The following is a 21,310-nucleotide window of genomic DNA, read 5'->3' as shown; positions in this document are numbered from 1 at the left end:
TTTTAATAAATGATAATGTATTACCTAAAGACTATTCTTTAGAAGCGGTAGCATCATCCTTAGGTTTATTTTCTGGAGTTTCTAAATAGTCATCTATCTCTCTACGATCTTTCTTTGTAGGTCTGCCTGTTCCCTTCTTTCTGTAATAATCTTTAGAATAGTTAAGTAATTCATTGTGCTCAAATGCCGAAGCGGGTGTGGTATCCTTCCTGTAAATATCAACTAACTTTGCTCCAACTCTACTATCAGGTATTGCAAGTACATTTAATTTATAATCTATTTGGTTTTTTCTAACGCGTATTTCATCCATTGGAAAAACTTCTCGCCCTGGTTTCGCCACCTGTCCATTTATTTTTACATGGCCTTTTTTACAGGTATTTGTGGCAATGTTCCTTGTCTTAAAGTATCGCGTACACCATAAGTATTTGTCTATTCGCATGAAAAAAGCCTTAGTTCAAAACTAAGACTTTAAAACATATAAGCATGAATTTCTTCTTAAAATGATAGTTTGACGGAACTTATTCTATTATCCCATCGTCCTCTATATCTAACACTTTTTAATCTACTGAAACTACTAGACCCATTTGTTCTTGCGTCTCGTGTTATTGAGCGCCCTCCATAGTTTGCATCTTCATAGAATCTGGCGAAAACATTGTTTACGGTTAGTGAACTGACTTTGTCATTAGGATTATTGCCAAATGCATTATTATTAAAATTAATTGTACAATTCGAAACCCCGTTATCTTGCCTCACAATCCAATTGCTAGTTATTGAAAAGTTTTTTAAACGATTTTCCATTGAACCGGTTTGATAGCATTCCAAAGTACTAAATGATGGTAAATCCCATAAAACTAGAGAGCCATTATAGTAGGAATCTATATACATGTATAAATTACCCGAAGTGTACGGTGATAGAGCTTTACTATTAGTTGACTTAATGGAAAGTGGGCTTCCTACACTTTCTAAGTAAATGGCTAGCTCATAATCTGATGAAAAAAGCATTATGTTTTTATCGTCTACGTCATGAAAAATAATATTTTCATTTTCATCTATAATATTATCAATTTCGTTTAATGCTTTATTTTCGACCGGTATCATTTCATCTTGCTCGTTCCTTTCAAGAGTTAATGTGTATACTGTGCCATTAAAATGGTAGTTGATAGTTTCAAAATTTTCATTTTCTATGATTTGATTTTCATTATCAGAACACGATAGAATTAGAAGAGCGATAGTAATTGTAAGAATTTTTTTCATTTTTTTAAGTTTAATAGTTTTGTATAATATATCTCCTACAAAAGAAAGATAAAATTGTGAAAATAATAAGAAAAAACTTATAATAATTTAGAATATATTTTTTAGTTAAGGTTTTATAAAAAAGAGATTCATTATTGCATAAGTTGTATCTTGTCCCCTTAAAAATTTGTATTCATGAATTGGAAAAATAGCCGCATTTTAGGATTGGCCTTACTTTTAATCGTTGCCTGTAGAGATGATGATGAAGAAATTGGAGAAGTAGTTCCACCAAGACTATTAAGTGAGGTAGCTGTGGAGAACGATGAGGAGATAAGAACTTTCTTAACCACTCACTTCTACAACTACGAAGAATTTGCCAACCCACCTGCTGATTTTGATTTTAATATCGTTATCGATACTATCTCAGGGGATAATGCTTCTAAAACGCCTTTAATCAATCAGGTTTTAGAACGTAAAGTTACTGTCTTTTCTTCAGATTTTGGATTAGACGCAGAAGAAGAGGTGGAACATACCTATTATTATCTGGAAGCTAGAGAGGGAGAGGGTTTTAAACCTACAACTGCTGATTCCACATTCGTTAACTATGAAGGGATATTACTATCTGGAGAGGTCTTTGACAATATATCAACCGGAACATGGTGGGACAATCCAAGTTTCCAGTTTCCAGGACTTGGTAGCCAACGGGCTTTTAGAGGTGTAGGGGAAGGTGTGACTAATACAGCTGGAGGAATTACTATACTTGATAACCCCGATGGGACTTTTGATGTGGAAGGTTTTGGCGTGGGTATGATAGTCTTTCCGTCAGGCTTAGGGACTTTTAATGGAGCCCGCGGTGCTATACCGGCTTATAGCCCGTTAATTTTTAAATATAAAGTTCTTACAACCATACAGGATACTGACCATGATAATGATGGAATACCTTCGCTTTTAGAGGATTTTAATGAGGATGGATTATTTTATAATGATAATGCTGATGCTGAATTAGAATCTATAAACGGCCGATTTCCAGATTATCTTGACGCTGACGACGACAATGACGGTATCCCAACTATTGATGAAATAGAATTAGATGATGATGGTAATTTCGTTAAATTTTTATTTTCGGACGATGACGATATCCCCGATCATCTAGATAGTGATTCATAAAAGATAACGATAAGACATTAAAAAGCCCCTTGTAGATTCCAAGGGGCTTTTTATTTTAATTCGTGATTGTACTATATCTTCAAAGAAAGACTCAAGATAAGTTGGTCCGGCCTTGTATCTATACGACTAGGGCCAACATTGGTAATGTTAGTATTTATAAAGTTGGCTTCATTGTCACTGAATCCACGCTCATAGCGCAAATCAATACCTAGTTTACCCAGGTTTATACCAGCTCCTATGTTCATGCCTACGGTAAAATCATTGGAAACGTCGTCAATCGTAATTCCGTCGTATTCCGTACTTAATATGTACTGAAAAGATGGCCCGGCAAAAAGATGTAAGGGTCCAACGACCTTAACGCCAAGAAGTATCGGCGCATCTAATTTACTCATGTCAAAATCATCTCCATTGTAATCAGATTTAGTCTTAGTGTAAACCAATTCTGGTCTTAAATAAATTCGTGAGACACCTATTTTTCCAAAGATACCTAAGTGATAACCAATGTTTCGGTCAGGATTACGGGCTGCGTCCCCTGCCGACTCAAAATAGTCTCCATTAGCATTGTAATTAAGACCGCCTTTAATTCCAAAACCGGAATCGCTTTGGGCATAAGTCGTAAGCCCAAACAATACCATAGCTGCAAGCAAAAGTGTTTTTTTCATAATAGTTTTATTTAATTGATGAGTACTAATCAAGAACAATACCAAAGGCTACCATTCTCTTTATACCATCAGAACGGAAGCTATTAAGCTTTATTGTTTTAGAAAATAGATCACCTTTTGAATGTCATTATCGGATATCCCTATTATGGTAATGCCTATTTCTTTGGTTTTTATTAAGTTTTCAAGACCTCTAGTTCATTATCTTTGTGCACTTATTCTTATACAATTGAATTTTACATTACATAAAACGGACGCCCAATCCAAGGCTAGGGCAGGAACTATGGTCACCGATCATGGTAGTATTGAAACGCCCATATTTATGCCTGTAGGTACGGTAGCTTCGGTAAAAGGTGTACATCAAAAGGAACTTAGGGAAGAAATTAACCCAGATATTATTTTGGGAAACACCTATCACCTGTTCCTAAGACCAAAGACCGATATTCTGAGAAAGGCAGGAGGATTGCATAAGTTCATGGGATGGGATAGGAATATCTTAACAGATAGCGGGGGCTACCAGGTATATTCACTATCCGCAAATCGTAAAATAAAAGAGGAAGGGGTTAAGTTTAAATCGCATATCGATGGTTCCATGCATCTTTTTACCCCCGAGAACGTCATGGAAATACAGCGTGTTATTGGAGCGGATATTATCATGGCTTTTGATGAGTGTACCCCTTACCCTTGCGATTATAATTATGCGAAAAGGTCCATGCATATGACCCATCGTTGGCTAGATCGCTGCATTAACCATTTAGAGAAGACACCATTCGTATATGATTATGCGCAGACGTTTTTTCCAATAGTACAAGGTTCTACCTATAAGGATTTAAGAAGACAATCTGCAGAATATATTGCCAACGCAGGGGCAGAGGGAAATGCCATAGGAGGATTATCCGTAGGTGAACCAGCAGAGGAGATGTATGGAATGACGGAGGTGGTATGTGAAATTCTCCCTGAAGATAAACCAAGGTATCTCATGGGTGTGGGAACGCCTATAAATATTTTAGAAAATATAGCGCTGGGTATAGATATGTTCGATTGCGTGATGCCTACCAGAAATGCAAGGAACGGGATGCTTTTTACAGCCCACGGTACCATCAATATTAAAAATAAGAAGTGGGAAGACGATTTTTCGGTATTGGATGAAATGGGAACTACTTTTGTAGATAGGGAATATTCTAAGGCGTATTTACGCCACTTGTTCGCTGCAAACGAGTATCTTGGAAAACAAATTGCCACTATACATAATTTAGGTTTTTATATGTGGTTGGTAAGAGAAGCTAGAAAACACATCTTGGTAGGAGATTTTGCAGCATGGAAAGCAATAATGGTAAAACAAATGGATAAAAGGCTCTAATGCTATCGATAATAGATAAATATATATTAAAGCGATATCTGGCCACATTTGGCCTAATGTTATTGTTGTTCATTCCTATTGGTATTATGATCAATCTTGCAGAACAAATCGGTAAGATGATCGATAATGAAGCTCCTTTGAATGAAATTTTAATGTACTACCTTAATTTCACCATCTACATAGGTAGTTTGCTGTTTCCTATTTTCCTGTTTCTATCGGTGATATTTTTCACCTCAAAATTGGCAAACAATACTGAAATTATTGCCATTTTAAGCTCGGGGGTCTCTTACGGTAGATTCTTAAGACCCTACATCATCGGTGCCAGTATTATTGCAATACTTATGTTTTTCATGACCATGTTCATTGTACCCAATGCTAGTGTAGGTTTTAATGAATTCAAGTTTAAATACCTGAAAAAAGGCAAACAGGATAGGGTTACAAGTAACATATTCAATCAACTTAATGAAACGGATTTCATTTACGTGAGTAGTTTTAACCCTGCCAGACAATTAGGACACAATTTTACTTTTGAAAGATTCGATAGCCTGAATCAATTAAAGTTTAAGATTTCGGCAGTAAATATAAGATGGGTAGAAAAGGATAGTAATTATAGACTTACTTCTTATGTGAAAAGGACTATGCGGGGAGATTCTGCTATCATAGAGAACAAAAGACGATTGGATACCTTGTTTACTTTTAAATTAGATGATTTAACCCCGGTGTCATACGTGGCAGAGACCAAGAATCTATACGAGCTGGATAAGTTTATTGCCGACCAAAAACAAAAAGGAGCTTCAAATATAAATACCTATGTTTTGGTAAAATATAAAAGATGGGCATTGCCACTTACAGCCTTTATACTCACCATAATTGCGGTATCCGTTTCATCAGTAAAACGCAGGGGTGGTATGGGTATTAACTTGGCTTTTGGTATTTTGGTAGCATTTATATTTATCTTTTTTGATAAGGTATTCGGTACCTTGGCAGAGCAATCTGGTTTTTCTCCTTTACTGGCAGTTATTATCCCAAATGTAGTGTTCGGTATTTTAGCATTCTATCTTCTACAAAATGCAAAAAGATAAAGTAACCAATCTTATTCATCTTCATTTTATAGTTTTTATATGGGGTTTTACCGCTATTCTGGGTAAGCTCATTACTATAGATTCATTACCCTTGGTGTGGTACCGTATGCTCATAGCTACGATTGTTATTCTATTTTATCTAAAATGGATTAGCGTGCCGTTAAGAGTCAATAGAAAGACTTTACTATGGTTTATAATTGCCGGTATCGTGGTAGCATCTCATTGGGTGACCTTCTTTCTAGCAATAAAGGTTTCTACTGTCTCCGTAACACTTGCAATGATGTCTACAGGAGCTTTTTTTACGGCACTTTTAGAACCTATCTTATTTAAAAGAAAAATTATCGGTTACGAGATTTTTTTCGGTGTTTTGGTAATAATTGGCCTATACCTAATTTTTAAGGTAGAAACCGATTACAGTTATGGGATGGGTATTGCGTTACTATCCGCATTTTTGGCCGCTGTTTTTGCTATCATTAACGGAAAGCTTGTTAAAACGAACAAACCCGCCATAATCTCTTATTATGAATTAGGTATAGGTGTACTTTTCTTAACGGTAATCTTAGCATGGAATGGTAGTTACACCATAGATTTCTTTTCGGTAAGTGCTATGGACTGTGTCTACCTAATAATTCTGGGAGTCTTATGTACCTCTTATGCCTTTATTGCTGCGGTAAAAGTAATGCGTGTTTTAACACCTTACACGGTAATGTTAACGACAAATTTAGAGCCTGTTTACGGAATTTTATTGGCCTGGTTTATTTTTGGGAATGAGGAAAAAATGAATCCATTATTTTACGTTGGTGCAGGAATTATATTAGCTACTGTAATCGCAAACGGAGTTCTAAAACAACGCACTGGTATAAAAAGGAAAGTCGCTCAAAATAACCATTAAAGTTTTATATTTGCTGCACAACTAACGAAACCTTTATTGAACTATGGAGTATTTGGATTTTGAACTTCCAATTAAAGAATTGGAGGAGCAATTAGACAAGTGTATGATTATTGGAGAGGAAAGTGATGTAGACGTCACGGAAACCTGCAAACAGATTGAAAAGAAGTTAGCTGATACCCGAAAGGAAATCTACAAGAACCTTACGGCTTGGCAACGTGTGCAGCTTTCAAGACATCCAGATAGACCCTATACTTTAGATTACATTAAGGCTATTTGTGGAGATACATTTTTAGAATTACATGGTGATCGTACCGTAAAGGATGATAAAGCTATGATCGGTGGACTTGGAAAAATTGGTGACCAGACTTTTATGTTCGTTGGTCAGCAAAAAGGCTTTAATACCAAAACAAGACAATATCGAAACTTTGGAATGGCAAACCCGGAAGGGTATCGTAAAGCATTGCGCTTAATGAAGTCCGCCGAGAAATTCGGTATTCCTGTAGTATGTTTGGTAGATACACCTGGTGCTTATCCTGGAATTGAGGCAGAGGAACGCGGACAAGGAGAGGCCATAGCAAGAAATATTCTGGAAATGACCCGTTTAAAAGTTCCTATTATCGTTGCTATTATTGGTGAGGGAGCGTCTGGTGGTGCTTTGGGCATTGGTGTGGGTGATAAAGTACTAATGTTGGAGAATACATGGTATTCCGTAATCTCACCAGAATCTTGTTCCTCTATTCTGTGGAGAAGCTGGGAGTATAAGGAAATTGCTGCAGAAGCACTGAAGCTTACTGCTACGGACATGAAAAAACTCAAATTAATTGATGAAATCGTTAGAGAGCCTGCAGGAGGTGCTCACGCAAATCGCGAAAAAACTTTTGAGATTTTGAAGAATAAGATAGTCAGTCATTATTCCGAATTACAAAAGTTATCACCAAAAGAATTAGTAAATAAAAGAATGGATAAATATGCCGAAATGGGAGTTTTTAATGGCTAGAATGCCATTTTAGCAACCTGAGAAAAATCTGGAGATTTATATCTCCAGATTTTTTTTGTTATCAACATAAATCGTAACTTATTAACAGCACAATTGTTAGTTACCTGTGAACATCCTAAACGATTAAATTCACGTTAACTAAAGGTTAATTGCATATTTTCGTCCCTATGGAGAACACAAAACCTTTAGTCGGTCGTAAGATTGACAAATCTACTATCATTAACCTCGAAAGAGGTAAAATACCACCTCAAGCAGTTGATTTAGAGGAGGTTGTGTTAGGCGCTATGATGATAGACAAAAAAGGGGTAGATGAGGTAATAGATATCTTACATCCGGATGTTTTTTATAAAGATGCACATCGATTTATTTACGAAGCCATTTTTGTTTTGTTTGAAGAATCCCAACCTGTAGATTTATTAACCGTTTCTTCTCAATTAAAGAAAGCAGGAAAACTGGAAGCTTCAGGAGGTGATTTTTATTTGATAAAATTAACTCAAAAAGTAGCTTCTTCCGCACATATAGAGTTCCACGCACGTATTATTCTTCAAAAATTTATCCAACGGAGTTTAATTAAAATTTCGAATGAAATTATTGAAGATGCCTACGATGAGGCTACAGATGTTTTTGATTTGTTGGATAATGCGGAATCTAAGTTATACGATGTTACCCAAGGAAATTTAAAACGTTCTGCCGAAACTGCTCAAAACTTAGTGATACAGGCCAAGAAGAGAATTGAAGAAATAGCAGGTAAAGAAGGGATGAGTGGTATTCCTTCCGGATTTGATAAAGTAGATAAATTAACTTCTGGTTGGCAACCAAGTGATTTGATTATTGTAGCTGCCCGTCCAGGTATGGGTAAAACGGCTCTTACGTTATCCATGGCCAGGAACATGGCGGTAAATTCCAATATGCCTGTTGCGTTTTTCTCGTTAGAGATGTCCTCAGTTCAGTTAATTACAAGATTAATTTCGTCGGAGACGGGATTATCTTCCGAAAAATTAAGAACTGGTAAATTAGAGAAACACGAATGGGAGCAGCTGAACGTCAAGGTAAAATCTCTAGAGTCTGCTCCATTGTTTATAGATGATACCCCTTCTTTGTCTATTTTTGACCTCAGGGCCAAGGCAAGAAGATTAGCTTCCCAACACGGTATCAAAATTATAATGATAGATTATTTGCAGCTAATGACAGCGGGGGGTAGCCAAAAAGGAGGGAACAGGGAACAGGAAATCTCTACTATTTCTAGAAACTTAAAAGCACTGGCAAAAGAGCTTAATGTCCCCGTGATAGCCCTATCACAGTTGTCTCGTGCCGTAGAAACAAGAGGTGGTAGCAAAAGGCCTATTCTGTCAGATTTAAGGGAGTCTGGAGCTATTGAGCAAGATGCAGATATTGTATCTTTTATTTATAGACCTGAGTATTACAAAATAGAGGAGTGGGATGATGAAGAACGCACGCCAACACAAGGCCAGGCAGAGTTCATTGTTGCGAAGCATAGAAACGGTGGTTTGGAAAATATTAGATTGAAGTTTATCGGAAATCAAGGTAAGTTCGATAATTTGGATGATTTTGACTCCCCATTTGAGTTTCAGTCCAAAATGAATGCGAACGAGGAAAATCCGTTTATAACTAAAAATTTACCAAGTGCGGATGACGCTTTTGGAAGTTCCATAAATGATAATGGCATAGGTGGGGCGGACGATAACGATGTTCCGTTTTAAATCAAGGAATAATTTCAAACCAGTATAACACTCTTTTTGGAAAAACTAGTATCAAAATTACTGGTTGTCCCAGCACTGCCTACCCATTGTTTTAAATATTATTTAACCTTTGGCAAGTTAATTTCTACTAACTTTATGAAAGAATTTAATGTCCAGGAGTTAGGCACTCCAGAATCTAATTTCTTTCTATGCATAAACTGTTGCTATCTATCTTTTTACTACTTTTTTCATTTCATGCTTCGGCTTCCGCCATACTCATTCCCATGGATGCCGATACACAAAAGAACCACTTAAAGGCCTATGGTATTACCTATTGGATTCTATCGAAACAACAAAAAGTACAATGGCTCTTAAACTACCGTGGGGGGTCCTTTTTATTGCCAGATGGCGATAATATTCGTAAGGAGTGCCAAATACGGGGTGTGTCTTTTGAGGTGATTTCGGATAGTGAAACTAATCGCATTTTAGATGAAATAAGTAGTCCTTCTCAAAACCAAGATGCAGTAATTTTGGAGAAAGCACCAAAAATAGCTGTTTATTCGCCCAAGGGTAATCAGCCATGGGATGATGCGGTAACCATGGCTCTTACCTATGCCGAGATTCCATATGTTACCGTTTATGATGAAGAGGTGTTAAATGATAAGTTGGCCCTGTACGATTGGCTGCATTTACACCATGAAGATTTTACGGGGCAATATGGTAAGTTCTACGGTGCTTACAGGGCTACACCTTGGTACATCGATAGTAAGAAAGAGTCTGAAAAATTAGCGCGTAAGCTTGGTTATGAGAAGGTTTCGGAAGAAAAACGGGCAGTTGCATTAAAAATCAGGAACTATGTTATAGGGGGCGGATTTATGTTTGCTATGTGCTCGGCTACGGATAGTTTTGACATTGCCTTAGCGGCGGATGGTGTTGATATCTGTGAACCAATGTTCGATGGTGATGCATCTGACCCTAATTATCAGGCTAGTATAGATTTTAATAAGACCTTTGCTTTTAAGGATTTTATATTGGAACGAAGTCCGCTGAAATATGAATTTTCTTCCATTGATATGACCGCTAAGAGGGGTAATGTACCTAAAGAATCCGATTATTTCTCTTTGATGGATTTCTCCGCCAAGTGGGACCCAGTTCCGACCATGCTTTGTCAAAATCATACTGCCTTAGTAAAAGGTTTTATGGGGCAGACCACAGCTTTTAATAGAACCCAATTGAAACCTACAGTTTTGGTGCTGGGAGAAAATAAATTGAATGAGGAGGCAAGATATATTCATGGAATAAAGGGGAAAGGTTTTTTTACCTTTTACGGAGGGCATGACCCAGAGGATTATCAGCATAGGGTAGGAGACCCAAAAACCGAGTTAGAATTGCATCCCACTTCCCCCGGATATAGACTTATCTTAAACAATGTGCTGTTTCCAGCGGCAAAAAAGAAAAAGCAAAAAACCTAAAGCTTTTGTGCCAACAGTTGTTCCAAAATTTTCTCAACCCCTAAAGTATCATTACTGGTTGTCTGGTACTTTGCAGCTTTTTTTACATTTTCATGAGCGTTTTCCATAGCAAAACTGAAATCTGCACGTGCTAACATCTCCAAATCATTATTATAATCACCAAAAACCATAGTCTCTGCAGGTGATATCCCATATATTTCCTGTAATTTTTTTATGGCATACCCCTTATTCGCATCCGGACTGGAGATATCTACCCAATTAGGACCCGAAACCTTTACTTTTAAATCACTTTCTAAATGCTTAACGTGAGGGTAAACGTAGTCTTCCGAACTTTCAAAATGATATATTGCTATTTTAATTATTTCTTCCTCCACCATATTCAAATCATCTACAATTGTAAAAGCGGAATAGTATTGTCTTAGAAGCTCCTTAAATTCTTTAGATTTCCCTGTAAGGTATGCACTTCTTTTACCACATAAAACAGGATGTATATTAGAAACTTCTGAAATTACATTTAAGGTTTTTTGTTGTTTTATTTTTGGTAGTAGCGTACTCAGTAGTTCTTCTTCTTTACGCATAACAAAACCTCCGTTTTCTGCAACCACTATAATGTCTTCTTTAACAGAATGTAATTTATCAAGAATACTATTATATTGTCTTCCACTGGCTGCTACGAAAAGTACATTGCGCTTCTTTAAAGCTTTAAAAAGTTCAAAAAAACGACTGCTCATTTCATGTTGGGAATTCAATAGGGTTCCGTCCATATCAGAAACAACCATTTTTACGCGGGATAAATTCATTAGATAGTATAGTTTAAGGTTAAAGGTATTTCAATACCTACAATATTAAAGCGTTTGTTTTAAAGTTTTACCTTTATTTAATAATAGAAGAACATGTATTGGTTTCAGAAAGAGTTTAAACTTAAGCCTTTTAAGAGGGGTTTTCATATCATAACGGATACCGTTTTAAACGAGATTCCTGATATTGAAAAAATAGACATAGGAATGCTTCAGGTATTTATAAAACATACTTCTGCAAGCTTAACGATTAACGAAAATGCTGACCCCACCGTACGAGTTGATTTTGAAAGTCATATGAACAAAATGGTTCCGGAAGATGCTCCATATTACATTCATACGTATGAAGGTTCTGATGATATGCCAGCACATATTAAAGCTGCTTTAATGGGAGTTTCTGTACAAATACCAATTACGAATGGTAGACTCAATTTAGGTGTTTGGCAAGGTATCTATTTATGTGAACATCGAAATAATGCTTCGGGTAGGAGGTTAGTAGTCACTGCTTATGGAAATTGATTTATTATTATTTATACCGAAATCTAGGATAGTATAAAGCAAAAAATCCGATTCAGAAGAATCGGATTTTTTTAAGTGAGATAATTAATTTCTTTACTTTACTTGATCTACAACCGCTTTAAAAGCTTCTGGGTGGTTCATGGCTAAATCCGCTAAAACTTTTCTATTAAGTTCTATGTTGTTAGCTTTTACTTTACCCATAAATTGTGAGTAAGACATTCCGTGTAATCTGGCACCTGCGTTGATACGGGTAATCCATAAGGAACGGAACGTTCTTTTTTTGTTTCTACGGTCTCTGTAAGCATATAACATTGCTTTTTCAACCGCGTTTTTAGCTACTGTCCAAACGTTTTTACGTCTTCCAAAGTAACCTTTGGCTTGCTTCATTACCTTTTTTCTTCTGGCTCTGGAAGCTACTGCATTTACTGATCTTGGCATTTCATTTAATTTTTTTGTAGTAGGCGGTCAAAACTGACACTTTATTTTAAGCCTAACTCCATGGTTAATAATTTTACCTGTTAAAGGACAATTATTTTAATCTTAATTGTTCTTTGATACTGTTAACATCATGCTGGTGTACCAGTGTATCATGTGTTAACGCTAGCTTACGCTTCTTAGACTTCTTTGTAAGAATGTGACTTTTAAAAGCGTGCTTTCTTTTGATTTTACCAGTACCAGTAAGCTTAAATCGCTTTTTAGCACTAGATTTTGTTTTTTGTTTAGGCATTTTCTCCTATTTTATGTATGAATCTCACTTATGCTGAACAAGCGTATTAAGGCTTATTTTCAGTATGTTATTAGAAGTATACCCTGTATACGGGTAAACTATTATTTTCCTTTTGTTTTTGGAGCAATGAACATGGTCATTCGCTTACCTTCTAATTTTGGCATCTGTTCTACCTTCCCTAATTCTTCTAATTCTGATGCCAAGCGTAATAATAATATTTCTCCCTGATCCTTGTAAACAATGGATCTTCCTTTAAAAAATACATATGCTTTTAATTTTGCTCCGTCTTTAAGGAACTTTTCAGCATGCTTCTTTTTAAATTCATAATCGTGATCATCCGTATTAGGACCAAAACGAATTTCTTTAACGACAACTTTAGAGGCTTTAGCCTTCATGGCCTTATCCCTTTTCTTTTGTTCGTATAAGAACTTTTTATAATCTATTATTTTACAAACCGGTGGTTTCGCTTTAGGCGAAATTTCAACCAAGTCTAATTCAAGTTCTTTTGAGATGTCTAGTGCTTTCCTAATAGGATATACACCAACCTCTACATTATCACCAACCAACCTTACTTCAGGAGCAAGTATTTTTTCATTGATATTATGGGGATTTTTATTTTCCCTTCTTGGTTGAGGTCTAAATCTTTTACGTATTGCTATGACTTCGTATTTTTAGTTAAACTTAATTTTATTAAAACGACTTTAAAGTACTATTTATTTCTTTAGTTACCAAGTCTGTAAACTGTTCAGTGGTAATGGCTCCTAAATCGTCTCCTCCATGTCTTCTTACAGAAATGGTATTTGCTTTTTCATCGTTTTCTCCAACTATGAGCATAAAAGGAATTTTATTTAACTCTGCCTCCCTTATTTTTTTGCCTACAGTCTCGTTCCTATTATCAATGAGGGCGCGAATTTCGCTATTTTCTAGGGATTTTAAAACTTTTTCCGCATATTTTTCATGTTTCTCGCTCACCGGCAATACAATGGCTTGTTCGGGAATAAGCCAAAGTGGAAAATTACCACCTGTGTGTTCTAGTAATAGCGCTATAAAACGCTCCATGCTTCCGAAGGGTGCACGGTGTATCATTATAGGTCGGTGTAGTTCATTGTCACTACCTTTATAACTAAGGTCAAAACGTTCTGGTAAGTTGTAATCTACCTGTATTGTGCCAAGTTGCCAAGAGCGTCCAAGAGCATCTTTTATCATAAAATCTAGCTTAGGACCATAAAAAGCTGCTTCACCACTTTCTATTATATAATCTAAGCCTTTTTCTTTTGCTGCATTGATTATGGCACTTTCTGCCTTGTCCCAATTTTCTGATTCGCCTATATATTTATCCGGATTATTTAAATCTCTTACAGAAACTTGAGCAGTGAAATTATCAAAACCTAACGAACCTAGTACATATAATGTTAAGTCAATTACATTTTTAAATTCATCTGCTAACTGGTCGGATGTACAGAAAATATGCGCATCATCTTGTGTAAACCCTCTTACTCTTGTTAAGCCATGTAATTCTCCACTTTGCTCATACCTATACACTGTGCCAAATTCTGCAAAACGTTTCGGCAGATCTTTGTAGGAGTGTGGTTTAAAATTATAAACCTCACAATGATGCGGACAATTCATCGGCTTTAATAAAAACTCCTCATCCATTTTAGGGGTTTTTATAGGCTGAAAGCTGTCTTCTCCATATTTTGCGTAATGACCGGAAGTAACGTAGAGTTCCTTTTGACCAATATGGGGCGTTACCACCATTTCATAACCCGCTTTTTTCTGCGCTTTTTTTAAGAATTGTTCCAAGCGCTCTCTTAGAGCAGCACCTTTAGGAAGCCACAGTGGAAGTCCTTGACCCACTTTCTGTGAAAATGTAAAAAGCTCTAGCTCCTTCCCTAGTTTTCTATGATCTCTCTTCTTGGCCTCTTCTACAAGTGCAAGGTATGCTGTTAATTCTTTTTGTTTTGGAAATGAAATACCATAAATACGTGTAAGTTGAGGTTTGTTTTCATCACCTCTCCAGTAGGCACCGGCAACACTGAGAATTTTAATTGCTTTTACAATCCCTGTATTAGGAATGTGGCCGCCTCGGCATAAATCGGTAAAGGTGTCATGGTCGCAAAAAGTAATAGTACCATCCTCTAAGTTCTCTATGAGCTCTACTTTATATTCGTTTCCTTCTTTCTTGTAGAATTTAAGCGCATCTTCCTTGGTAACTGATTTCATTTTAAAATCATGTTTACCACGGGCAATTTCCAGTGCTTTTTTCTCTATGGTAGGAAAGTCCTTTTCGGATATGGTTCCGTCAGGTAAGTCTACATCATAATAAAACCCGTTATCAATAGCGGGACCAATTGTCAGCTTTACTCCAGGATATAGTTCTTCTATTGCCTGGGCAACAATGTGCGATGTAGAATGCCAGAAGGCTGTTTTACCTTCCTTATCTTTCCATGTGAATAATACTAAGGAGCCATTGGTATGTAAAGGAGTTGATGATTCAATGGTTTGCGTGTTAAATTTTGCTGAAATGACATTTCTAGCAAATCCTTCGCTAATACTTTTGGCAACCCCCATGGGAGTGATGCCTTTTTCAAATTCCCTAACGGAACCATCTGGCAGCGTTATTTTAATCATGGTCCTCTTTAATATATTATATAGTGGGCAAAGATAATGCGAAGTACTAAGGCGTACAATATATTATTACGATGTTTTTTTGAACATCACTAGGGTATAGCTTACTGTTTGAAAAGAGTCTTAATATCTTACAGGGGTATAAGATGAAGGTTTTTACTAAAAGCACGTTCAAATTTCATGGATCGCCATTTGTGGGGATGTAAGTATTTTATTAAATTCAAGGCCTTTTTAGATTTTTTCATATCTCTAATGACCTAAGATTTAAGTCATTAAAAAAAAGAGAAAAAAAAAGACTAAAAAAGATGTGAATTTTATTTTTAATTCAAAAAACCCTCTTATATTTGCACCCGCTTTGAGAGATACTTGAGGTGATAAATGAAGAGCGAAGAGCGATTTATTTTTAAGGAGTTCATTGAAATATTGTGGAGAGAATAAGAGCTGATAATAGGGAAGCCTTTGTGTTTTTTTAGGAATCAGTTTTTAGGTAGAACAAAAGAATCATATAATATTTAGGACGAAAGTTTCGGATAGAAGAATTAGATCGAGAGAATCGGGGCCGGGGACGGACATTGGATTTGTTGGGACGAATATATACAGAACAACGATGAAGAGTTTGATCCTGGCTCAGGATGAACGCTAGCGGCAGGCCTAACACATGCAAGTCGAGGGGTAACAGGGAGTGCTTGCACTCCGCTGACGACCGGCGCACGGGTGCGCACCGCGTATGGAACCTGCCTTTTACAGGGGAATAGCCTTTGGAAACGAAGATTAATGCCCCATAGCACCTATTTTCGGCATTGTTAATAGGTTAAAGGCTTCGGCCGGTAAAAGATGGCCATGCGTCCCATTAGCTTGATGGTAAGGTAACGGCTTACCATGGCTACGATGGGTAGGGGCCCTGAGAGGGGGATCCCCCACACTGGTACTGAGACACGGACCAGACTCCTACGGGAGGCAGCAGTGAGGAATATTGGACAATGGAGGAGACTCTGATCCAGCCATGCCGCGTGCAGGAAGAATGCCCTATGGGTAGTAAACTGCTTTTATACGGGAAGAAAAAGGGCTACGTGTAGCCCACTGACGGTACCGTAAGAATAAGGACCGGCTAACTCCGTGCCAGCAGCCGCGGTAATACGGAGGGTCCGAGCGTTATCCGGAATTATTGGGTTTAAAGGGTCCGTAGGCGGGCGATTAAGTCAGTGGTGAAAGTCTGCAGCTCAACTGTAGAATTGCCTTTGATACTGGTCGTCTTGAGTTATGGTGAAGTTGGCGGAATATGTAGTGTAGCGGTGAAATGCATAGATATTACATAGAACACCGATTGCGAAGGCAGCTGACTAACCATATACTGACGCTGATGGACGAAAGCGTGGGGAGCGAACAGGATTAGATACCCTGGTAGTCCACGCCGTAAACGATGGATACTAGCTGTCCGGGTCCTTGAGACCTGGGCGGCCAAGCGAAAGTGATAAGTATCCCACCTGGGGAGTACGTTCGCAAGAATGAAACTCAAAGGAATTGACGGGGGCCCGCACAAGCGGTGGAGCATGTGGTTTAATTCGATGATACGCGAGGAACCTTACCAGGGCTTAAATGCATATTGACAGGGGTAGAGATACCTTTTCCTTCGGGCAATTTGCAAGGTGCTGCATGGTTGTCGTCAGCTCGTGCCGTGAGGTGTCAGGTTAAGTCCTATAACGAGCGCAACCCCTACCGTTAGTTGCCAGCATGTCATGATGGGGACTCTAACGGGACTGCCGGTGCAAACCGTGAGGAAGGTGGGGATGACGTCAAATCATCACGGCCCTTACGTCCTGGGCCACACACGTGCTACAATGGCAGGTACAGAGAGCAGCCACGTCGCAAGGCGGAGCGAATCTATAAAACCTGTCACAGTTCGGATCGGGGTCTGCAACTCGACCCCGTGAAGCTGGAATCGCTAGTAATCGGATATCAGCCATGATCCGGTGAATACGTTCCCGGGCCTTGTACACACCGCCCGTCAAGCCATGGAAGCCGGGAGTGCCTGAAGTCCGTCACCGTAAGGAGCGGCCTAGGGCAAGATCGGTAACTAGGGCTAAGTCGTAACAAGGTAGCCGTACCGGAAGGTGCGGCTGGAACACCTCCTTTCTAGAGATTGTCCTTTTAAGGACGGTCCCTGACATTTTCGAGACAAGTTTCCGGTCCCGTTTTTTCGATTTATAGTTCAAGTATCGATAGTAATGTTCACAAGAAGCTCCACAATTATGATATATAGTAAATACGTTACATGTTCCTTTTAGGGAGTTGTAGTGTAGGGACAGTCCCATAGCTCAGCTGGTTAGAGCGCTACACTGATAATGTAGAGGTCGGCAGTTCGAGTCTGCCTGGGACTACGATGCAAGCTAAGCTTGCGGTCGATGGTTTTTGGTTGCTAGTTGATAGTAAAAAAAAAGGATTGTCGACACGTTCATTGATTGAAATATTGAAGGAAATTTTAGAAGTTGAGACAAACTAGTTGTTGGTTCTTGGTTGATAGTTGATGGTTTTACTAGCAACGAACAACGAACAACGATCAACTAACTGGGGGATTAGCTCAGCTGGCTAGAGCGCCTGCCTTGCACGCAGGAGGTCATCGGTTCGACTCCGATATTCTCCACCAGGCAATGCCTGGAGATAATGTAGTTATCTTCATGTATTGAGTTTGAGTTCGATTGGATTTAATTGCCAATCGTGGCTCACGACAACGTTCATTGACATATTGGAACAGGATATATAGCATTAGTGCTGTATATACCTAAAAAGAAAGAAACACGAATCTTAGTTGTATGCCTTACGGCATATGATGAAAGTAAAGAGTACGAATAATAATAAGTAAGCAAATAAGAAGGTTTGGCGACAAGCTGGAAAAGGGCGTATGGGGAATGCCTAGGCTCTCAGAGGCGAAGAAGGACGTGATAAGCTGCGAAAAGCTACGGGGATCGGCACACACGATATGATCCGTAGATATCCGAATGGGGCAACCCACTATATTGAAGATATAGTATCCGCAAGGAGGCAAACCCGGGGAACTGAAACATCTAAGTACCCGGAGGAGGAGAAAACAAAAGTGATTCCGATAGTAGCGGCGAGCGAAATCGGATTAGTCCAAACCGTTGTTGTTTCGGCAATAACGGGGTTGTAGGACCACGACATTCGAGAAGTAATGAACTAGAACAAGTTGGAAATCTTGGCCATAGACGGTGATAGCCCGGTATAGGTAAGGAACTTTTAGATAGTGGTATCCTGAGTAGTGCGGGGCACGTGAAACCCTGTATGAATCCGGCGGGACCATCCGCCAAGACTAAATACTCCTGAGAGACCGATAGTGAACCAGTACCGTGAGGGAAAGGTGAAAAGAACCGTGAATAACGGAGTGAAATAGATCCTGAAACCATACGCTTACAAGCGGTCGGAGCCCTTCGGGGTGACGGCGTGCCTTTTGCATAATGAGCCTACGAGTTACTTTTACTGGCGAGGTTAAGGACTTCAGGTCCGGAGCCGTAGCGAAAGCGAGTCTTAATAGGGCGCCATAGTCAGTAGTAGTAGACGCGAAACCGTGCGATCTACCCATGGGCAGGTTGAAGCTGTGGTAACACATAGTGGAGGACCGAACCCGTTGACGTTGAAAAGTCTTGGGATGACCTGTGGGTAGGGGTGAAAGGCCAATCAAGCTCGGAAATAGCTCGTACTCCCCGAAATGCATTTAGGTGCAGCGTGTAGATAGTTTCATAGAGGTAGAGCTACTGATTGGATGCGGGGGCTTCACCGCCTACCAATTCCTGACAAACTCCGAATGCTATGAAATGTTTCTGCGCAGTGAGGGCATGGGTGCTAAGGTCCATGTCCGAGAGGGAAAGAACCCAGATCACCGGCTAAGGTCCCAAAGTATATACTAAGTTGATATAACGCGGTGGAACTGCATTGACAGCCAGGATGTTGGCTTGGAAGCAGCCATTCATTTAAAGAGTGCGTAACAGCTCACTGGTCGAGCGGTTCCGCATGGATAATGATCGGGCATAAGTATATCACCGAAGCCGTGACTTCTATTTATAGAGGGGTAGGGGAGCATTGTAGTGCCGTTGAAGGTGTACCTGCGAGGGATGCTGGAGGAGCTACAAACGAAAATGTAGGCATAAGTAACGATAATGCGGGCGAGAAACCCGCACGCCGAAAGACCAAGGTTTCCCCAGCTATGCTAATCAGCTGGGGGTCAGTCGGGACCTAACGCGAACCCGAAAGGGGTAGTGGATGGACAACAGATTAATATTTCTGTACCTGCTCACGCTAAAAGTGACGGAGGCGAGAAGTTGGTGCGTACAGACGGAATTGTACGTTGAAGGGAGCGGTAACGCCCCGATAGTACACCGAGACTACGGTCAAGGTGATAATCCAGCGGATCGACTTCCAAGAAAAGCGAGTGAAGCAGCCCGTACCGTAAACCGACACAGGTGGTTGGGATGAGTATTCTAAGGCGCTCGAGAGATTCATGGCTAAGGAACTAGGCAAAATAGACCCGTAACTTCGGGAGAAGGGTCGCCCCCTTATGGGGGGCCGCAGTGAAGAGGTCCAGGCGACTGTTTATCAAAAACACAGGGCTCTGCAAAATCGAGAGATGAAGTATAGGGCCTGACACCTGCCCGGTGCTGGAAGGTTAAGAGGAGATGTTAGCTTCGGCGACGCATTGAATTGAAGCCCCAGTAAACGGCGGCCGTAACTATAACGGTCCTAAGGTAGCGAAATTCCTTGTCGGGTAAGTTCCGACCTGCACGAATGGTGCAACGATCTGGACACTGTCTCGGCCATGAGCTCGGTGAAATTGTAGTATCGGTGAAGATGCCGGTTACCCGCAGTGGGACGAAAAGACCCCGTGCACCTTTACTATAGCTTCGTATTGACTTCGGTCAAGCAATGTGTAGGATAGCTGGGAGACTTTGAAGCTGCATCGCCAGGTGTGGTGGAGTCATTGTTGAAATACCAGCCTTTGCTTGTCTGGAGCCTAACTCTCTTATGAGAGAACAGTGCGTGGTGGGTAGTTTGACTGGGGTGGTCGCCTCCAAAAGAGTAACGGAGGCTTCTAAAGGTGCCCTCAATACGGTTGGCAATCGTGTGTAGAGTGCAATGGCACAAGGGCGCTTGACTGAGAGACATACAGGTCGACCAGGTTGGAAACAAGAGCATAGTGATCCGGTGGTTCCGCATGGAAGGGCCATCGCTCAAAGGATAAAAGGTACGCCGGGGATAACAGGCTGATCTCCCCCAAGAGCTCATATCGACGGGGGGGTTTGGCACCTCGATGTCGGCTCGTCACATCCTGGGGCTGGAGAAGGTCCCAAGGGTTGGGCTGTTCGCCCATTAAAGTGGCACGCGAGCTGGGTTCAGAACGTCGTGAGACAGTTCGGTCTCTATCTACTGCGGGCGTTAGAAATTTGAGTGGATCTGACCCTAGTACGAGAGGACCGGGTCGGACCGACCGCTGGTGCACCAGTTGTTCCGCCAGGAGCATTGCTGGGTAGCTATGTCGGGATCGGATAAGCGCTGAAAGCATATAAGCGCGAAACCGGCCACAAGATGAGATTTCTTTAAAGGGCCGTGGGAGATGACCACGTCGATAGGCTATAGGTGGAAGGGCGGTAACGTCCGTAGCCGAGTAGTACTAATTGCCCGTCAAGCTTGCGCACACGCATCCTCCGCTTTAGGGCGGGGGTGCAACTCCTTTTTTAATTACTTATAAAATTGTATTTCTTTATTGTAACGATACAACGTTACTTTCTTTTTGGGTACCTGTTCCTTTATTATGTCATGCTTCGACTTCGCTCAGCATTCGCTAAGTTAAAGTCATAGTAGAAGCATTTAAAAAATTAGAACCTCAGGTTCCCCCTTTGGGGGCCAGAGGGCCAAAATTTAGGTGGCCATGGCGACGGGGCACACCCCTTACCATTCCGAACAGGGAAGTTAAGACCGTTTGCGCCGATGGTACTGCTATACCAAGTGGGAGAGTAGGTAGCCGCCTTACTTCGAAACCCCCTTCACAATACGTGAAGGGGGTTTTTTTA

General features: G+C 39.9%; 16 protein-coding genes, 2 tRNA genes and 3 rRNA genes. 13 read left to right on the top strand and 8 right to left on the bottom strand.

The features are described 5' to 3' along the window. Positions 1-31: 31 nt before the first annotated feature. Both SJY09_RS07325 and SJY09_RS07320 read right to left on the bottom strand, forming a co-directional pair. Entirely contained in the window at positions 32-439 is a 408-nt protein-coding gene (locus SJY09_RS07325; protein WP_396638300.1) for an RNA-binding S4 domain-containing protein, read from the bottom strand. 56 nt (positions 440-495) lie between these two features. Further along, positions 496-1,254: a hypothetical protein gene (locus tag SJY09_RS07320; protein WP_396638299.1), complete on the bottom strand. Its 759-nt coding sequence runs from the start codon at positions 1,252-1,254 to the stop codon at positions 496-498. A gap of 174 nt (positions 1,255-1,428) precedes the next feature. Here SJY09_RS07320 and SJY09_RS07315 point away from each other — a divergent pair, with 174 nt between their 5' ends. After that, positions 1,429-2,400 carry an FKBP-type peptidyl-prolyl cis-trans isomerase gene (locus tag SJY09_RS07315; protein ID WP_396638298.1) on the top strand — a complete coding sequence of 324 codons (972 nt, stop codon included), beginning with the start codon at positions 1,429-1,431 and terminating at the stop codon, positions 2,398-2,400. 71 nt (positions 2,401-2,471) lie between these two features. Here the strand turns inward: SJY09_RS07315 and SJY09_RS07310 are convergent, their stop codons facing one another. Next, positions 2,472-3,062, bottom strand: coding sequence for an outer membrane beta-barrel protein (locus tag SJY09_RS07310; RefSeq protein ID WP_396638297.1), 591 nt, complete (start codon positions 3,060-3,062; stop codon positions 2,472-2,474). 226 nt (positions 3,063-3,288) lie between these two features. On the opposite strand from SJY09_RS07310, the gene tgt reads away from it, so the two are divergent. The 6 genes from tgt (at position 3,289) to SJY09_RS07280 (ending at position 10,562) form a co-directional block, all read left to right on the top strand. Continuing rightward, entirely contained in the window at positions 3,289-4,419 is a 1,131-nt protein-coding gene (gene tgt, locus SJY09_RS07305) for a tRNA guanosine(34) transglycosylase Tgt (RefSeq protein WP_396638611.1), read from the top strand. Next, positions 4,419-5,501: an LptF/LptG family permease gene (locus tag SJY09_RS07300; RefSeq protein WP_396638296.1), complete on the top strand. Its 1,083-nt coding sequence runs from the start codon at positions 4,419-4,421 to the stop codon at positions 5,499-5,501. The genes tgt and SJY09_RS07300 overlap by 1 nt, the downstream gene beginning before the upstream one ends. Beyond that, the gene (locus SJY09_RS07295) at positions 5,488-6,393 is read left to right on the top strand and encodes a DMT family transporter (RefSeq protein WP_396638295.1); all 906 of its coding nucleotides are present in this window, start codon (positions 5,488-5,490) and stop codon (positions 6,391-6,393) included. Before SJY09_RS07300 ends, SJY09_RS07295 begins: the two co-directional genes overlap by 14 nt. 43 nt (positions 6,394-6,436) lie before the next feature. Further along, a complete protein-coding gene (locus SJY09_RS07290) occupies positions 6,437-7,390 on the top strand; it encodes an acetyl-CoA carboxylase carboxyltransferase subunit alpha (protein ID WP_396638294.1) in 954 nt (317 codons plus the stop codon). Positions 7,391-7,557: 167 nt separating this feature from the next. Continuing rightward, positions 7,558-9,111, top strand: a complete 1,554-nt coding sequence (gene dnaB, locus SJY09_RS07285) for a replicative DNA helicase (protein ID WP_396638293.1) — start codon at positions 7,558-7,560, stop codon at positions 9,109-9,111. Between the two features lie 188 nt (positions 9,112-9,299). Further along, positions 9,300-10,562, top strand: coding sequence for an asparagine synthetase B (locus SJY09_RS07280; protein ID WP_396638292.1), 1,263 nt, complete (start codon positions 9,300-9,302; stop codon positions 10,560-10,562). On the opposite strand, the gene SJY09_RS07275 is transcribed toward SJY09_RS07280, so the two are convergent. Then, positions 10,559-11,362: an HAD family hydrolase gene (locus tag SJY09_RS07275; protein ID WP_396638291.1), complete on the bottom strand. Its 804-nt coding sequence runs from the start codon at positions 11,360-11,362 to the stop codon at positions 10,559-10,561. The genes SJY09_RS07280 and SJY09_RS07275 overlap by 4 nt on opposite strands. Before the next feature lie 93 nt (positions 11,363-11,455). On the opposite strand from SJY09_RS07275, the gene SJY09_RS07270 reads away from it, so the two are divergent. Continuing rightward, positions 11,456-11,878, top strand: a complete 423-nt coding sequence (locus tag SJY09_RS07270) for a secondary thiamine-phosphate synthase enzyme YjbQ (RefSeq protein ID WP_396638290.1) — start codon at positions 11,456-11,458, stop codon at positions 11,876-11,878. Positions 11,879-11,971: 93 nt separating this feature from the next. On the opposite strand, the gene rplT is transcribed toward SJY09_RS07270, so the two are convergent. From rplT to thrS, 4 genes are all read right to left on the bottom strand, one after another. Next, the gene (rplT, locus tag SJY09_RS07265) at positions 11,972-12,316 is read right to left on the bottom strand and encodes a 50S ribosomal protein L20 (RefSeq protein WP_396638289.1); all 345 of its coding nucleotides are present in this window, start codon (positions 12,314-12,316) and stop codon (positions 11,972-11,974) included. 91 nt (positions 12,317-12,407) lie between these two features. Then, positions 12,408-12,605 (bottom strand): 50S ribosomal protein L35, encoded by a 198-nt coding sequence (gene rpmI, locus SJY09_RS07260; RefSeq protein ID WP_047245905.1) that lies wholly within the window; start codon positions 12,603-12,605, stop codon positions 12,408-12,410. Between the two features lie 101 nt (positions 12,606-12,706). Continuing rightward, positions 12,707-13,264 (bottom strand): translation initiation factor IF-3, encoded by a 558-nt coding sequence (gene infC / locus SJY09_RS07255; RefSeq protein ID WP_099573941.1) that lies wholly within the window; start codon positions 13,262-13,264, stop codon positions 12,707-12,709. A gap of 31 nt (positions 13,265-13,295) precedes the next feature. Then, complete coding sequence (gene thrS / locus SJY09_RS07250; RefSeq protein ID WP_396638288.1) at positions 13,296-15,236, bottom strand: threonine--tRNA ligase; 1,941 nt, start codon at positions 15,234-15,236, stop codon at positions 13,296-13,298. 601 nt (positions 15,237-15,837) lie between these two features. Here thrS and SJY09_RS07245 point away from each other — a divergent pair. The 5 genes from SJY09_RS07245 (at position 15,838) to rrf (ending at position 21,270) form a co-directional block, all read left to right on the top strand. Then, a 16S ribosomal RNA gene (locus SJY09_RS07245) occupies positions 15,838-17,366 on the top strand. Positions 17,367-17,537: 171 nt separating this feature from the next. Further along, positions 17,538-17,611, top strand: a tRNA-Ile gene (locus SJY09_RS07240). A 189-nt stretch (positions 17,612-17,800) separates the two neighbouring features. Continuing rightward, positions 17,801-17,877: transfer RNA gene (locus SJY09_RS07235), tRNA-Ala, on the top strand. A gap of 233 nt (positions 17,878-18,110) precedes the next feature. Then, positions 18,111-20,935 (top strand): 23S ribosomal RNA (locus SJY09_RS07230). Between the two features lie 223 nt (positions 20,936-21,158). Then, a 5S ribosomal RNA gene (gene rrf, locus SJY09_RS07225) occupies positions 21,159-21,270 on the top strand. The 16S, 23S and 5S rRNA genes sit together here with 2 tRNA genes alongside, the layout of an rRNA operon. Positions 21,271-21,310: the final 40 nt, after the last annotated feature.

It is taken from the genome of Maribacter sp. R77961, from assembly GCF_044594925.1.
GTDB lineage: Bacteria > Bacteroidota > Bacteroidia > Flavobacteriales > Flavobacteriaceae > Maribacter.
Note: the sequence above shows the minus strand (reverse complement) of the source record. Positions and strands in the feature narration are given on the sequence as shown.